14 protein-coding genes are annotated in these 14332 nt (G+C 58.8%); 8 read left to right on the forward strand and 6 right to left on the reverse strand.

Annotation, left to right across the window (positions count from 1 at the left end):
• Positions 1-64 precede the first annotated feature (64 nt).
• Genes PL597_RS04305 through PL597_RS04315 form a run of 3 tightly spaced genes read right to left on the reverse strand, consistent with a single transcriptional unit; the run spans position 65 to position 3217 of the window.
• Positions 65-451, reverse strand: a complete 387-nt coding sequence (locus tag PL597_RS04305; protein WP_077983376.1) for a hypothetical protein — start codon at positions 449-451, stop codon at positions 65-67.
• Positions 452-478: 27 nt separating this feature from the next.
• Positions 479-1765 carry an NAD(P)/FAD-dependent oxidoreductase gene (locus PL597_RS04310; protein WP_271364642.1) on the reverse strand — a complete coding sequence of 429 codons (1287 nt, stop codon included), beginning with the start codon at positions 1763-1765 and terminating at the stop codon, positions 479-481.
• Positions 1766-1777: 12 nt separating this feature from the next.
• Entirely contained in the window at positions 1778-3217 is a 1440-nt protein-coding gene (locus PL597_RS04315) for a glutamine synthetase family protein (protein ID WP_142912775.1), read from the reverse strand.
• Positions 3218-3340: 123 nt separating this feature from the next.
• Here PL597_RS04315 and PL597_RS04320 point away from each other — a divergent pair, with 123 nt between their 5' ends.
• Positions 3341-4525 carry an NAD(P)/FAD-dependent oxidoreductase gene (locus PL597_RS04320; RefSeq protein WP_271364643.1) on the forward strand — a complete coding sequence of 395 codons (1185 nt, stop codon included), beginning with the start codon at positions 3341-3343 and terminating at the stop codon, positions 4523-4525.
• Between the two features lie 236 nt (positions 4526-4761).
• On the opposite strand, the gene PL597_RS04325 is transcribed toward PL597_RS04320, so the two are convergent.
• The gene (locus tag PL597_RS04325) at positions 4762-4992 is read right to left on the reverse strand and encodes a hypothetical protein (protein WP_271364644.1); all 231 of its coding nucleotides are present in this window, start codon (positions 4990-4992) and stop codon (positions 4762-4764) included.
• 83 nt (positions 4993-5075) lie between these two features.
• Between PL597_RS04325 and PL597_RS04330 the strand changes: the two genes are divergently transcribed.
• Both PL597_RS04330 and PL597_RS04335 read left to right on the forward strand, forming a co-directional pair.
• Positions 5076-5948 (forward strand): LysR family transcriptional regulator, encoded by an 873-nt coding sequence (locus PL597_RS04330; protein WP_269826051.1) that lies wholly within the window; start codon positions 5076-5078, stop codon positions 5946-5948.
• 111 nt (positions 5949-6059) lie between these two features.
• Positions 6060-6413 carry a hypothetical protein gene (locus tag PL597_RS04335; RefSeq protein WP_269823327.1) on the forward strand — a complete coding sequence of 118 codons (354 nt, stop codon included), beginning with the start codon at positions 6060-6062 and terminating at the stop codon, positions 6411-6413.
• A 64-nt stretch (positions 6414-6477) separates the two neighbouring features.
• Here the strand turns inward: PL597_RS04335 and PL597_RS04340 are convergent, their stop codons facing one another.
• Positions 6478-6735 carry an SMc00767 family acetate metabolism repressor gene (locus tag PL597_RS04340; RefSeq protein ID WP_003493954.1) on the reverse strand — a complete coding sequence of 86 codons (258 nt, stop codon included), beginning with the start codon at positions 6733-6735 and terminating at the stop codon, positions 6478-6480.
• An 84-nt stretch (positions 6736-6819) separates the two neighbouring features.
• Positions 6820-8109, reverse strand: a complete 1290-nt coding sequence (gene aceA, locus PL597_RS04345) for an isocitrate lyase (RefSeq protein WP_137409788.1) — start codon at positions 8107-8109, stop codon at positions 6820-6822.
• Positions 8110-8362: 253 nt separating this feature from the next.
• Between aceA and PL597_RS04350 the strand changes: the two genes are divergently transcribed.
• The 5 genes from PL597_RS04350 (at position 8363) to PL597_RS04370 (ending at position 14164) form a co-directional block, all read left to right on the forward strand.
• A complete protein-coding gene (locus PL597_RS04350; RefSeq protein WP_271364645.1) occupies positions 8363-9778 on the forward strand; it encodes a helix-turn-helix domain-containing protein in 1416 nt (471 codons plus the stop codon).
• A gap of 152 nt (positions 9779-9930) precedes the next feature.
• Entirely contained in the window at positions 9931-11028 is a 1098-nt protein-coding gene (locus PL597_RS04355) for a polyamine ABC transporter substrate-binding protein (RefSeq protein WP_271364646.1), read from the forward strand.
• 241 nt (positions 11029-11269) lie between these two features.
• The gene (locus PL597_RS04360; RefSeq protein WP_271364647.1) at positions 11270-12427 is read left to right on the forward strand and encodes an ABC transporter ATP-binding protein; all 1158 of its coding nucleotides are present in this window, start codon (positions 11270-11272) and stop codon (positions 12425-12427) included.
• 11 nt (positions 12428-12438) lie between these two features.
• Complete coding sequence (locus tag PL597_RS04365) at positions 12439-13347, forward strand: ABC transporter permease subunit (protein ID WP_173988157.1); 909 nt, start codon at positions 12439-12441, stop codon at positions 13345-13347.
• A 4-nt stretch (positions 13348-13351) separates the two neighbouring features.
• The gene (locus PL597_RS04370; RefSeq protein WP_004432617.1) at positions 13352-14164 is read left to right on the forward strand and encodes an ABC transporter permease; all 813 of its coding nucleotides are present in this window, start codon (positions 13352-13354) and stop codon (positions 14162-14164) included.
• The last annotated feature ends 168 nt before the right edge of the window (positions 14165-14332 follow it).

The raw sequence follows: 14332 nt of genomic DNA on the forward strand, positions 1-14332 counted from the left end.
TCTTCAAAGGTTGGGGCATCAATAATCTAATCGATTTAAAAATGCCAGACTCAGTTATGTGAAATTATGAATTTTGGTTCGGCCGTAGGCCGTAAGTGGAATGGGTTGCGTTTCGGAAGATGCCTTTTGCCGGCGGCGGCACCGAAAAGAAGAACAGTACCATGAGAGCGGCAATCCCTCGCCAGAACGGATGGATGGAGTCCGTCCTTCCGTGGTCGTGGCTTTGCTCGATGCTATCCAATAACATCTGCGCTTCCTCGACTTGTCGTGCAGCTACGCGAATTTCTATTCCACCGAGAGCGACAGTGTAATGCCAGAATATCGAGGCGAAGTGGCTCGGCAGCGCAAGCGTTGGCACTCCATATGCCCGCAGGAAAGACGCCGTCACTACGGTTTCTGCTAGCCCGTAGCCTGTTGCAACAGTGACAAGCCCGTCATCCGCTCTTTGCATCGAACCTCCTTGTTTCATACTGAAGGATCAGAACCTGTCCCGCAACGCGAACCACGACAACGCCAGAAAGAGCAGCGGCGCGCGGAGCGACGCCCCACCGGGGAAGGCGGGCACTTTCAGCCGCGCGAAGGGCGCCAGCATGTCCTTTTTACCGAGGACCAGATCGGCATAAAGCTTGCCACAATAATTCGACAGCATCACCCCGTGGCCGGAATATCCGCCGATGGAGGTGACGCCGGGCATGACCTCGCGTACGAAGACCGACCGTGGAAGTGTGATGCCGACGGAGCCGCCCCAGGAATGGGTGACTTCGACGGCCTTCAGCTCGGGATAGATTTCAGCGATCTGCCGACGGATATGGCTTGAAATATCGCGCGGCGCATCGGCCGTATAGGCCTCGCGCCCGCCGAACAGCAACCGGTTGTCGGCCGTCTTGCGGAAGTAGCGCACCACGAAACGGGAGTCGGCCACGGCCTCCCGGTCGGGAATGATGTCAGGAAACGCATCCAGCGGCGCGGTGGCGCCGATAAAGGAACGGATCGGCATTATATGGGCGGCTGTTACCGGTTCCAGATTGCCGATATAGGCATTGGTCGCAATCAACACCCGTGGCGCGGTGATCGTACCGAAAGGGGTTTCGATGATGGTCTTGCCGCCCACTTGCCGGATGGATTTCGCCGGCGTCATTTCATAAATGTCGGCGCCGGCATCTTTCGCCGCCTTAGCCAGCCCCACCAGCAGCTTCAGCGGGTGGATATGGCCGGTGCCGGTATCGCGCGTGCCGCCGAAGTAATGGGTGGAGCCGACGCGTTTGCGTGCTTCTGCGCGTTCCATATAGGAAACATGCGGATAACCGTAGCGATTGTTCATCGCATCGACACTTCGGCGATAATCATCCTCGTAGGCGGCCTTGTGCGCCACATAGAGCTGCCCGGGAAGATATTCCATGTCGATGCCGCGGCTGACGGCGAAGCCGCGCAGGTAGTTTTTGGCGTCCTCGGCAATGTCGAACAGCAGCTTCGATTGCTCGAAACCGATCTCTTCTTCCATCTCGTCGGGGAAGGAACGCTGGCCGGTGCCGAACTGCCCGCCATTGCGGCCCGAAGCGCCATCGCCGAAACGATGCGCTTCGATGAGCGCGACGGAGACACCGTTTTCGGCGAGGTTACAGGCGGCCTGAAGGCCGGTATAACCGCCGCCGATGATCGCGACATCCACCTGCTTCGACCCGTCGAGGGTGGGATAGTCAGGCCGCTCGCCGACGGTTGCCTGATACCAGGATAGTCCCGGCGCAATCGGGCTTTGCCATGTCATGCTCGTGGTTCCTCACACGTTGAGAAGCAGAAACTCGCGCTCCCAGGGGCTGATGACCTGCATGAAGGTCTCGAATTCCCCGCGTTTCAGGCCGGCATAAAGGCCCACGAATTCATGGCCGAACACCCGGTCGAACTGCTCCTCGCCTTCCAGCAGGGCAACGGCTTCAAGCAGGCCGCGCGGCAGGTCGATGGAGCCTTCATTTGCCGTATCGGCGGTCGGTTCGGTCGGCTCGATATTGTTGACGATGCCGAGCCAGCCGCAGCCGAGCGAGGCGGCAAGCGCCAGATAGGGGTTGGCGTCCGAGCTCGGCAGTCGGTTTTCGACACGCCGCGCCTGCGGGCCGGAAATCGGCACCCGGAAAGCCGTGGTACGGTTGTCGTAACCCCAGGCATTGTTGACCGGGCAGGCCATGTCGGGCGTCAGGCGGCGATAGGAATTCACATAGGGCGCCAGCATGACGAGCGCGTTCGGAACATAACGCTGCATGCCGCCCACGAAGGAGAAGAATTCTTTCGAGGGGCTGCCATCAGGATTGGAAAAGATGTTGCGGCCGCTGTCGATTTCCACCACCGATTGGTGGATATGCATGGCCGAACCCGGCTGGCCCTGCATCGGCTTGGCCATGAAGGTGGCGTAGATGCCGTGTTTCAGCGCCGCCTCGCGAATGGTGCGCTTGAACAGGAATACCTGGTCGGCAAGCTCGATCGGATCGCCATGGCGCAGGTTGATTTCCAGCTGCGCCGGACCTTCCTCATGGATCAGCGTATCGATCTCGAGGCCCTGTTTTTCGGAGAAATGGTAGATATCGTCGATCAGCTCGTCGAATTCGTTGATGCCGGCGATGGAATAGCTCTGACCGCCAACGATGGAGCGTCCGGACCGGCCCTTCGGCGGATGCAGCGGATAGTCAGGGTCGTCATTCATGGCGACGAGGTAGAATTCGATTTCCGGCGCCACGACCGGCTTCCAGCCCTTTTCGGTATAGAGCGACAAGACGTTTTTCAAAACGTTGCGCGGCGTGTAGGGCACGAAATTGCCTTCCGCGTCCACCACGTCGCAGATCACCTGCGCAGTGGGGTCCGTTTCCCACGGCACGACGGAGAGCGTGGAAAGATCCGGCACCAGCTTAAGGTCGCTGTCGCGCGGCTCATAGCGGAAATTCGCCGTCTCATCGGGATATTCGCCTGATATCGTGTGGCGGTAGAGCGCGGACGGCAGGGCGAGCGAGGTGTCGCCCGTGAATTTCGCCGTCGGCATCATCTTGCCGCGCGCAACCCCGGCAAGGTCTGGCGTGATGCATTCTATGTCTTCGATCCCGCGCGCGCGCAGCCATTGCGCGGCTTCGCGCCAGGAGGAAACGCCACGGGTGGAGGAAAGATCGAGGGGAGGGGACTTCTTTGCCATGGTTGCCTGTTTCTTCGGGCGGAGCATGGTTTTTTTGGCGGGCATGTATCACCGGGTCTGTGTTTCTGGTTGAGCCATCATAACCGTAGTTTGGCAATTGGCGAGGGGGAAAGCGCCATTGACAAGCGGCGGCACTTGGAAAAGAGGAAAGGAAACGGATCGGATGAAATGATGACAGAGAAATGTGACGTGCTGATTTTGGGGGCGGGCGCCGCCGGCATGATGTGCGCCATCCGCGCCGGCCAGCGCGGCCGCTCTGTCGTCGTTCTCGACCATGCGAAAGCGCCGGGCGAAAAGATTCGCATCTCTGGCGGCGGCCGCTGCAACTTCACCAACATCCATGCCGGGCCGAAGAACTATCTGTCCGCCAATCCGCATTTCGCCAAATCGGCACTCGCCCGTTATACGCCGCGCGATTTCCTTGCCCTTGTCGAAAAACACCGCATCGGCTGGCATGAAAAGACGCTCGGCCAGCTTTTTTGTGACGACAGCGCCAAGGACATCATCCGCATGCTGCTTGGCGAAATGCAGGCGGTGAATGCGAAGCTGCGGCTCGAAACATCAGTCTCGGCCGTCACCCATGATGGCGCCCGTTTTCGCGTGACGACCTCAGGCGGCGTCATCGAGGCGGAAAGCCTTGTCGTCGCGACGGGCGGCAAGTCCATCCCCAAAATGGGCGCGACCGGTTTTGCCTATCAGATCGCCGAACAATTCGGCCTCAAGCTCATCGAAACGCGCCCCGGCCTCGTACCTCTGACGCTCGATCCCGCTTCGTTGGAAAAGCTCAGCCCGCTTGCCGGCGTCGCGGTTCCGGCCGAGGTTTTCCACGGCAAGACCTCGTTTGAGGAAGCGCTGCTGTTCACCCATCGTGGTTTAAGCGGCCCGTCGATCCTGCAAATCTCCTCCTATTGGCGCGAAGGCGATGTCATCCGCCTGAAACTGGAGCCGGCGCGCGATATCCTCGCCTTGCTAAAGGAAGCGAAACAGAAGAACGGCCGCCAGTCGGCCCAGACCGCTCTGGCGGAAATCCTGCCGAAACGGCTGGCCCAGCATGTCGTCGAAAAATCGGGCCTGACCGGCAATCTTGCCGATATATCAGACAAGGCTCTGGCGAGTTTGGCGAATGAGGTGCAGGACTGGCAGATCAAACCCGCCGGGTCCGAAGGCTACCGCACGGCGGAAGTCACGCTTGGTGGTGTGGACACGACCGGCCTCGATTCCCGCAGCATGGCGGCAAAATCCGTGCCCGGCCTCTACTTCATCGGCGAATGTGTCGATGTCACCGGCTGGCTCGGCGGTTACAATTTCCAGTGGGCCTGGGCGTCCGGGCAGGCGGCCGGTGAATTCGCGTAACGCCGCGCCCGTTAAGACCTTGTTAAGGGGCGTGGAGTCATCCTGATCAAATGCCAGCAAAGCCGGATCGCTCAATGATCCCGCTGCACATGATGTCCTGCTGGAGGCCCTCAACAGGGCATGGGTCGGTTGAGTTTTTCGTCAGGAACCCGCGCATGAACAGATCCGCACATCGCCGCCCTCGCGCCATTGCCATCGCCCGCACTGACAACGAGAGCAGGCAGCTGACCTTTCGCCTAACTGCAATCGCAGCCGGTGCTCTGGCTGCCCTGATCGCTCTTTTTCACTGAAGGCCGGCGTCTCGCTCTTACCATTCCCGCAATCGCGCTGAAAAGCCGCGACAGACGCGATGCCGCAGCCATGTCCGTATAGAATTTGTCTTCCTGCAGGATGGCTTCCCGCCGCGTGCGTGGTTTTAGATTATCAATGATAATCTGTGCTGCATAAAACGCGTGCAGATCGTCCATGTCGCTCTCCTTGTTACGGAAGGCCATGATGCACGCCGTTTTTTGTTTTATCTGCGTAAGAAAATGCGCTACGTTTTTCACCGATGAAAAACGTCACCTGGGATTCCTATCAGCTTTTCCTCGATGTGTCACGCAGCGGCGGCCTGACGGGTGCTGCCGCGCTGACGGGTTTGAGCCCGGCAACCGTCGGGCGGCGCATGGTCGAGCTGGAGGAGCGCATCGGCAAGGCCCTGTTTCAGCGCAGCCAGACGGGATATGCGCTGACGGGGGATGGCCGTGCACTGCTCGACCGTCTTCAGGCGATGGAGAATGCAGCCAAGGACATCGAGGGATGGCAGAAGGCGTCGTCGGCGTCTTCCATCGTTCGTATTGCCGTTGGCACCTGGAATGCCTGGCTGCTGGCAGTAAATTTCTCCGCCATCTGCACGGATCGCGATGATTTCCGCATCGATCTTTTCATTGCCGAACAGCGGGCCTCTCTGGCGCATCGCGAAAACGATATCGGCATTCGCGCCTTTGAGCCGCAGGAGCGTAACCTTGCTGCCATCAAGACGGGGGAGGTGGCCTATGCGCCCTACAGGTTGCGCAATGCTGCCGCTACTGTAACCGACCGTTGGTTGGCGGTGGCGGAAGAGAGCGCCATTTCCAACTATCTGCGCTGGCCGCATGAGAACCGCCGCAACGATATTGCCGTGACGGTGAACCGGCCGGTGGCGCTGCTCGATCTGGTGCTGGCCGGGGCCGGGGTCGCCGTGCTTCCCTGTTTCGTCGGCGATGCGGATGCGCGGCTTCTTCGTGAAGGCGGCGAAATCGAACGACTCCGCCACAATCAATGGATCGTCATGAATAATGACGATCGCCACCGCCGCGATATCAGGACGGTGGCGGATCGGATGACCCGTCTCATCAAGGGGCATTCCGATCTATATGCCGGACGCAAGAGCCGCCCGGCATGAAAAGGCTGTCATTGGTTGTGTATAATTAATATCGATAATTTTTGGTTGCATATGCCTCAAATTAGCTTTAGGTTGTTTTTGTATAGTTAACTCTTTTAGGTTGAGGCCGCCATGATAGTTTCAGCATCCTATTTAAATGCAATGTCCGCAGCAGGAACGCCGGAAGAAGCAGCAAAGCTTTTTTATGCAGCAGTCAGCAGGGGTCTCGCAGCAATCGTAGCCGACGCTCTTTCGCAATCTGTAACGGCAGTTGCGCCGGCAGCCGCAGGCACCAAGATCGCGGGTTGGGAAAAGCTCGTGGGGGGCGTGACGATGCAGTTGGCGTGGGAATCTCCGGCCATTCTGAACCCGATTCCTCTAACGCAGCTGTCCTGCTTTGCTCCCTATGCACCTCAACTCCAGGGTAACGTCGAGGCGATGGGCGTCAATGTAAGCGTCGGCGTTTCCTTATCTGCGAGCTTCTGAGGCGTTTCTTCTCAGTTTTGCATTAAGGACCGGAGCATCGATTATGATGCTCCGGTCTTTCGTTTCAGGCGGCGGCACTTCCCTGCGCAACGATGACGGGGATCAGCAGATCGCCCCAGTTGCCGCCGCCGCCATGGTGGCGGGCCGAGCGGACGAGCTCGACGGAAACACCGGCCTCGACGGCTTTCATGACGGCCTGGTTGAGGCGGTGCAGATCATTGGCCAGCATGCGGATGGCTGCCTGCTGATCCTGCGTCATGGCGGAGGATTGCTCCTCGGCGCGTTCCTTGACGTGGGTCTTGATGGGGTTGTGGGCATTCATGGCATTTCTCCTCTCATTATTGTCAGGGGTTTTTGATCCGGTTTGCAAGCCCTTCCCGATATCGGGAAGGGCCGTTTTGCTTGTTTATTCGGCCGCTGGGCGGAACTGGTCGTGCTCGGTGGATTCCTTCATGGCTGTCGTGGACGACGTGCCGCCGGAAATGGCGAGCGATACGGCGTCGAAATAGCCGGTGCCGACTTCGCGCTGGTGCTTGGTGGCGGTGTAACCGTTCACTTCCGCTGCGAATTCCGCCTCCTGAAGCTCCGAATAGGCTGCCATCTGCCGGTCCTTGTACCCGCGCGCCAGTTCGAACATGCCGAAATTCAGCTGGTGGAAACCGGCAAGCGTGATGAACTGGAACTTGTAGCCCATCGCGCCGAGTTCCCGCTGGAACTTGGCGATCGTTGCGTCGTCGAGGTTCTTTTTCCAGTTGAACGACGGCGAGCAATTGTAAGCGAGCTTCTTGCCGGGATGCACCTTGTGCACGCCTTCCGCAAACCGGCGCGCCTGTTCGAGATCCGGCTTTGACGTTTCGCACCAGATCAGGTCGCAATAGGGCGCATAAGCAACGGCGCGGGCGATGCAGGGCTCAAGTCCGTTCTTGACCTGATAAAAGCCCTCGACGGTGCGCCCGGCATCGTAATCCACAAACGGACGGTCGCGCTCATCGATATCGGAGGTCAGAAGCTTGGCGGCCTCCGCATCCGTGCGGGCGATGACCAGCGTCGGCACGCCCATGACGTCGGCTGCAAGCCGCGCCGCCGTCAGGTTGCGGATATGTGCCGCCGTCGGTATCAGCACCTTGCCGCCGAGATGCCCGCATTTCTTTTCCGATGCCAGCTGGTCTTCATAATGAACGCCCGCCGCACCCGCCTCGATGAAGGCCTTCATGATCTCGAAAGCATTGAGCGGCCCGCCGAAACCGGCCTCCGCATCGGCAACGATCGGCGCAAACCAGGTGTCGACCGAAAGGCCCTTGCCCTCCGCCGTCTCGATCTGGTCGGCGCGCTGCAAGGTGCGGTTAATGCGCTTTGCCAGCTCCGGCGCCGCATTGGCGGGGTAAAGCGACTGGTCGGGATACATGGCCGATGCCGTGTTGGCGTCCGCCGCAACCTGCCAGCCCGAGAGATAGATCGCCTTCAGGCCGGCGCGAACCATCTGCATGGCCTGATTGCCGGAAAGCGCGCCGAGCGCGTTGACGAAATTTTCCTCGTTGATCAGCTTCCACAGCCGGTTCGCGCCCATTTCGGCCAGCGAATGCCGGATGTCGACGGAGCCGCGCAGCCGCTCCACATCGGCGGCGGTATAGGTACGCTCGATGCCGTCAAAACGTCCCTGCGGTGCACCCGGAACAAGCTTGTAAAAATCAGTCATACTTCTCTCTCCCAAGATAAATATAGTTTCAAGAACGGGCGACTGTGCATTGCGTGCGCTGCCGTTCGATGTGACTACATTTACATTTTTCGAGATTTGAGCACCAGAACAAACATAAAAACAGTGACTTGAAAGAGGTTATCCTGTAGGATGCGTGACAGGGTGAAGCTGTAAAATTGTAAATTTTGTAAAAGACTTTGGCCCCACGAGTTTGTAACAGACTTGTATGAGTCGCGGATGGGGAGGTGAGGCTGTGTCGGAAAATAAGATTTTTGCCGGGCCGCGTGTGCGCCGCATTCGCAACGGTCTGGCGTTGACGCAAACGGCGATGGCCGAGGCGCTGGCGATCTCGCCGTCTTATCTCAACCTCATCGAGCGCAACCAGCGGCCGCTCACCGTGCAGCTGCTTTTGAAGCTTGCCTCCGTCTACAAGGTCGATCTGGATGACCTGCAGGGAGAGAGTGCCGGTTCCGCCGGGCAGCTGCGCGAGGTCTTTGCCGATCCGCTGCTTGCGGGCGAGGTGCCATCACCGCAGGAATTGATCGAGGTTGCCGATGCCGCGCCCAATGCGGCAAGCGGTGTCCTCAAGCTTTACCGGGCCTACCGGGAACAGGCGCAGCGCCTTTCCGATCTCTCCGATCTTCTGGCGCGGGAGGGGCATGAGACGGCGCTTTCCTCCACCCGCCTGCCGATCGACGAGGTACGGCACGTCTTTGAAAACCGGCCGGCCTATTTCCACTCCATCGATGCGGCGGCCGAAGAACTCCACAAACACCTGTCGGCGGGCGACGATCTGGCTTCGGGGCTGAGGGCATGGCTTCAGAAAAACCATGGCATCGTGGTCCGCACTCTGCCGGTTCATGCCATGCCGAACCTCAGGCGGCGTTATGACCGCCATTCGATGCGGCTGTTTTTATCCGAACGCCTGTCCCAGCCGGATCAGCTGAGGGAAATGGCCATGGAGACCTGTCTTCTGGCGCTTCGCGAAGAAATCGGCGGGGAGCTGGAGGCGCTGAGCCTGAAAGGGGAAGAGGCAAGGCGCATCGCCCGCTTCGAACTGGCGCGTTACGCCGCCCATGCGTTGATGATGCCCTATGGTGCGTTCCTGAACGCCGCCCAGCGGGCGAAATACGATCTCGAGGTTTTGCGGTCGCGCTTCAACGTTTCTTTCGAACAGGCGGCAAACCGTCTTGTCAGCCTGCAACGGCCGTCAGCAGCGGCGATCCCGTTTTTCCTGATGGAAATCGACAATGCCGGCAACCGTTTCCGCCTTGCAGGGGCCAGCGGTTTTCCACGGGCGCGTTTTGGCGGCCTCTGTCCGCGGCTCAACATCCATGCCGCCTTCGCACAGCCGGGACAGGTACTGGTGGAAGCAGTTGAGATGCCGGATGGCGACGCGTTCCTCACTGTGTCGCGCACGCTGGAAGGCCCGCAGGCGGGTTTCGGCGAAAGGGTGCGGCGAACGGCCGTGCTTCTCGGCTGCGATCTCGCCCAGGCCGGAGACACCGTCTATGGCCCGGCCGCCTCGGGTGCTGCGCCCGTCGCCGTCGGGCCTTCGTGCCGGCTGTGCGAAAGGCAGGGCTGTCTGTCGCGGGCGGAAGCGCCGCTGACGCGGCCGCTGGGGCTCGATGAAATGGTCACCGGTCTTAGTGTTTTCGACTTCCAGTAGGTGTTTCCATTCGCATTTTTGCAGCCGGAACACATTTGGTTGAAAATGCTGTGCTGCACATTTCCCGCTTGCTCCCTTTTGTTTTCCTTTCTAGTCTCTCCAAAAAAAGGGGATCACGCTTCCACCGTGAGGATGCGTTAACAGGAGACATCATGAAAAACCGTTCTCTCCGTCTGACCTTGGCTCTCACCACCGCGCTCGTTGCAGCAGGCTCGGCAATGGCCCAGGAGAAGGTCGTCCACGTCTATAACTGGTCGGATTATATCGACGAATCGATCCTTGCCGATTTCACCAAGGAAACCGGTATCAAGGTCGTCTATGACGTTTTCGACAGCAACGAGCTTGTGGAAACCAAGCTTCTGGCCGGCAGCTCCGGTTATGATGTCGTGGTGCCCACCGGCCCCTTCCTCGCCCGCCAGATCAATGCCGGCGTGTTCCAGAAACTCGACAAGTCCAAGTTGCCGAATCTGAAGAACATGTGGCCCGAGGTTTCCGAGCGTCTGGCCAAATACGACCCCGGCAACGAATATGCCGTGAACTACATGTGGGGCACCACTGGCATCGGCTATAATGTCGCCAAGGTGAAGGCGGCCCTCGGCGATGTTCCGGTCGACAGCTGGGATATTCTCTTCAAGCCGGAAAATGCCGAAAAGCTGAAATCCTGCGGCATCAATATTCTCGATGCGTCGGACGAGACCTTCGCCATCGCCATGAACTATCTCGGCAAGAATCCGGATAGCAAGGAAACCGCCGATCTCGAGGCGGGCGGCGACGTCTACATGAAGATCCGCCCCTATGTGAAGACCTTCAATTCCTCCGCCTATATCGATGAACTGGCGAACGGCGACAGCTGCATCACCATCGGCTGGTCGGGCGATATCCTGCAGGCGAAGAGCCGCGCCGAGGAAGCCAAGAACGGCGTCGAGGTGAACTACGTCATTCCGAAGGAAGGCACCTACATGTGGTTCGACAACCTTGCCATCCCGGCGGATGCCAAGAATGTCGAGGAAGCCCACGCCTTCATCAACTATCTGATGCGGCCGGAAGTCATCGCCAAGGCCTCCAACTATGTTCAGTATGCGAATGGCAATCTCGCGGCGCAGGCGGTGATGGATGAGTCCGTCGTCAAGAACCCGGCGGTCTATCCCGATGCCGAGACGCTGAAGAAGCTCTTCACCATCTCGCCCTATGGACCGAAGGAACAGCGTGTCCTGAACCGCGTCTGGACGCAGATAAAGACCGGTAGCTAAGCAGATTTGGGATGGGGTGGATTCTATCCACCCCCAATTCCTGTGCTTGCCACAGTTGCCAGCGACCTGACGTCTGTCAGGTCAGATGAAGTCTTTTCAGCCCAAGGACTTGGGTTGGCTGGTTCCCTGTGACATCCTCGGGTTTGTTCCGGGGAACAGGAATGAAGACAGTGGAATGGCATCGATACGGCCTCCTGGTCGTATAGGTTGTCGATGGGTTCTTGGGTGAAACGGGGCGGGCATGGCAAAGACACTTGGACCGGTCAAACGCAAATTTAGCCCTTGGGACAATCCCGATGCGGTGCCCTTCATCCGCTTTGAAAACGTCACCAAACGTTTTGGCGATTTCGTCGCCGTCAACAATCTGACGCTGGATATCTATGAACGCGAGTTCTTCTCGCTGCTCGGCCCCTCCGGCTGCGGCAAGACCACGCTGATGCGCATGCTGGCCGGTTTCGAGGAACCGACCGAGGGCCGCATCCTGCTGCAGGGCAAGGATATTTCCGGCGTTCCGCCCTATAAGCGGCCCACCAACATGATGTTCCAGTCCTACGCGCTGTTCCCGCATATGTCGGTGGAAAAGAACGTCGCTTTCGGTCTGGAGCAGGACGGCCTGCCCAAGGCGGACATTTCCGCCCGCGTCGAGGAAATGCTGCGGCTCGTCAAACTCAGTGAATTTGCCAAACGCAAGCCAAGCCAGCTGTCCGGCGGCCAGCGCCAGCGTGTGGCGCTTGCCCGCTCGCTTGCCAAGCGGCCCAAGGTGCTTCTGCTGGATGAACCGCTCGGTGCGCTCGACAAGAAGCTGCGCGAGGAAACGCAATTCGAACTGATGGACATCCAGACCAATCTCGGCCTTACCTTCCTCATCGTCACCCACGATCAGGAAGAAGCGATGACGGTCTCGGACCGCATCGCGGTCATGGACAAGGGCAATGTCGTGCAGGTGGCGACACCAGCCGAGATTTATGAAGCGCCGAATAGCCGCTATGTGGCGGATTTCATCGGCGATATCAATATTTTTGACGCCAATGTCGTCGCCAATGCCTCCGATATCGGAAAGCCCGGCCCGTTGACGCTGGATTGCGAAGGGCTGAAGGTGGCGGTGGAGCAGGAATGTGCTGCCGCGATCGGCAGTCAGGTGGCTTTCGCCATCCGCCCCGAAAAAGTCCGCATCTCGCTCGACCAGCCCGCCGATAGCAGCGTCAATTCCGCCTATGGCGAGGTCTGGGATATCGGTTATCTCGGCGACTTCTCCGTCTTCATCGTCAAGCTTGCCGATGGCCGCGTCATCCGCGCCGCGCAGGCGAATGTCTCGCGTCTCGTGGATCGCCCGATCACCTTTGGCGATATGGTGTGGCTGAACTGGAAGCCGGATTCCGGCCTCGTCCTGACGCGCTGAGGGAGGTTTCGATGGCGATCACCACTCCTGAAAACCGGCAAAGCCCCTGGCGCTGGCTGGTCGTCGCGGTTCCCTATGTCTGGCTGCTGCTGTTTTTCGCAGCGCCCTTTTTCATCATTTTCAAAATATCGCTGTCGGATACGGCAATCTCCATGCCGCCCTATACGCCGGTCTTCGAAGGGTTTTCGAAGCTCGGCGCGTTTTTCTCGCAGTTGGATTTCGAAAACTACCTGTTTTTGACGGAAGACCCGCTCTATATCGACGCTTATCTTTCGTCGTTGCGCATCGCACTCATCTCTACCTTCCTGTTGTTGCTGATCGGTTATCCCATGGCGCTTGCCATGGCGCGTTCGCCATCATCCGTCCGCCCGACGCTGGTAATGCTGGTTATCCTGCCGTTCTGGACCTCGTTCCTGATCCGCGTTTACGCCTGGATCGGTATTCTGAAGCCCGAAGGTCTACTGACGGTGCTGTTTCAGTGGCTCGGGTTTCTGGGGCCGGACCAGCAGGTCAACATCTTCCGCACCGAGACGGCGATCTTCATCGGCATCGTTTATTCCTATCTGCCCTTCATGGTGCTGCCGCTCTATTCGGCGCTGGAAAAGCTCGACAATACACTGCTGGAAGCGGCGGCCGATCTTGGTTGCCCGCCATGGAAAGCTTTCTGGAAGATTACCTTCCCGCTGTCGCTGCCGGGCGTCGTGGCCGGATCGATGATCTGTTTCATTCCGATAACAGGGGAATTCGTCATCCCCGATCTGCTTGGCGGCGCCCAGACGCTGATGATCGGCAAGACGTTGTGGACAGAATTCTTCGGCAACCGCGACTGGCCCTTGGCATCCGCCGTCGCCGTGCTGCTTCTCATCCTGCTGGTGGTGCCCATCGCCATCTTCCAGAACCAGCAGAAGAAGGCGGGGTGAGGCCATGAAGCGTGGAAAATTCGACATTACCGTCCTCACCCTCGGTTTTGCCTTTCTTTATATCCCGATCATCATCCTGATCGTTTATTCCTTCAACGCCTCTAAGCTCGTCACCGTCTGGGGCGGCTTTTCGCTGCAATGGTATCGCTCCATGTGGTCGAACCAGGGGCTGATGGATGCGGCCTGGGTGACGTTGCGCGTCGGTATCCTCAGCGCCACCATCGGCACAATTCTCGGAACGCTTGCGGCGCTGTCGCTGACGCGGTTCGCGCGGTTTCCGGGCCGGGTGCTGTTTTCCGGCATGATCTATGCGCCGCTCGTCATGCCGGAAGTGATCACCGGCCTGTCGCTCCTGTTGCTCTTCGTGGCCGTCGGGGTGGATCGCGGTTTCTGGACGGTGGTTATAGCCCATACGACTTTCACCATGTGTTACGTGGCGATTGTCGTGCAGTCGCGGCTCCTGACCTTCGATCGCAGTCTTGAGGAAGCAGCGCTCGATCTTGGCTGCCCACCGGTCAAGACCTTCTTCCGCATCACCCTGCCGCTCATTTTTCCCGCCGTCATCGCCGGCTGGATGCTGGCCTTCACGCTGTCGCTGGACGATCTGGTGATCGCCAGCTTCGCCACCGGCCCCGGCGCAACCACGCTGCCGATCAAGATCTATTCGCAGGTTCGCCTCGGCGTAACGCCGGAAATCAACGCCATCTGCACGATCCTGATCGGGCTCGTCACCATCGGCGTGATTGTCGCCTCCATCGCTTCCAAACGCACGGAATTGCAGCGGATGCGGGACGAACATGCGGCGGCACGGAACTGATCGAATATCCTGCGTCAATTTTTACGCGTTACTGTTGAAATCGCGAGAAAAGTAGAAGCTGTTAATTTAGTTTCGGCGTTTTACGGTCTCAGAATAGGAATTTTCGTGGGTAATTGATCGATTTTGGTTTTAACCGCTTGTTAATAGGAGTTGGCGGAAAGTAAATCC

The sequence above is a fragment of the Agrobacterium sp. ST15.13.013 genome, assembly GCF_027956525.1.
GTDB lineage: Bacteria > Pseudomonadota > Alphaproteobacteria > Rhizobiales > Rhizobiaceae > Agrobacterium > Agrobacterium salinitolerans.

What these genes read in the sequence shown, in the direction of transcription:
- PL597_RS04360 (WP_271364647.1), top strand. Translation starts at nt 11,270, where the DNA reads ATGGCAAAGACACTTGGACCGGTCAAACGCAAATTTAGCCCTTGGGAC.
- PL597_RS04310 (WP_271364642.1), bottom strand. Translation starts at nt 1,765, where the DNA reads ATGACATGGCAAAGCCCGATTGCGCCGGGACTATCCTGGTATCAGGCA.
- PL597_RS04320 (WP_271364643.1), top strand. Translation starts at nt 3,341, where the DNA reads ATGATGACAGAGAAATGTGACGTGCTGATTTTGGGGGCGGGCGCCGCC.
- PL597_RS04355 (WP_271364646.1), top strand. Translation starts at nt 9,931, where the DNA reads ATGAAAAACCGTTCTCTCCGTCTGACCTTGGCTCTCACCACCGCGCTC.
- PL597_RS04335 (WP_269823327.1), top strand. Translation starts at nt 6,060, where the DNA reads ATGATAGTTTCAGCATCCTATTTAAATGCAATGTCCGCAGCAGGAACG.
- PL597_RS04305 (WP_077983376.1), bottom strand. Translation starts at nt 451, where the DNA reads ATGCAAAGAGCGGATGACGGGCTTGTCACTGTTGCAACAGGCTACGGG.
- PL597_RS04340 (WP_003493954.1), bottom strand. Translation starts at nt 6,735, where the DNA reads ATGAATGCCCACAACCCCATCAAGACCCACGTCAAGGAACGCGCCGAG.
- PL597_RS04330 (WP_269826051.1), top strand. Translation starts at nt 5,076, where the DNA reads ATGAAAAACGTCACCTGGGATTCCTATCAGCTTTTCCTCGATGTGTCA.
- PL597_RS04315 (WP_142912775.1), bottom strand. Translation starts at nt 3,217, where the DNA reads ATGCCCGCCAAAAAAACCATGCTCCGCCCGAAGAAACAGGCAACCATG.
- aceA (WP_137409788.1), bottom strand. Translation starts at nt 8,109, where the DNA reads ATGACTGATTTTTACAAGCTTGTTCCGGGTGCACCGCAGGGACGTTTT.
- PL597_RS04365 (WP_173988157.1), top strand. Translation starts at nt 12,439, where the DNA reads ATGGCGATCACCACTCCTGAAAACCGGCAAAGCCCCTGGCGCTGGCTG.
- PL597_RS04325 (WP_271364644.1), bottom strand. Translation starts at nt 4,992, where the DNA reads ATGGACGATCTGCACGCGTTTTATGCAGCACAGATTATCATTGATAAT.
- PL597_RS04370 (WP_004432617.1), top strand. Translation starts at nt 13,352, where the DNA reads ATGAAGCGTGGAAAATTCGACATTACCGTCCTCACCCTCGGTTTTGCC.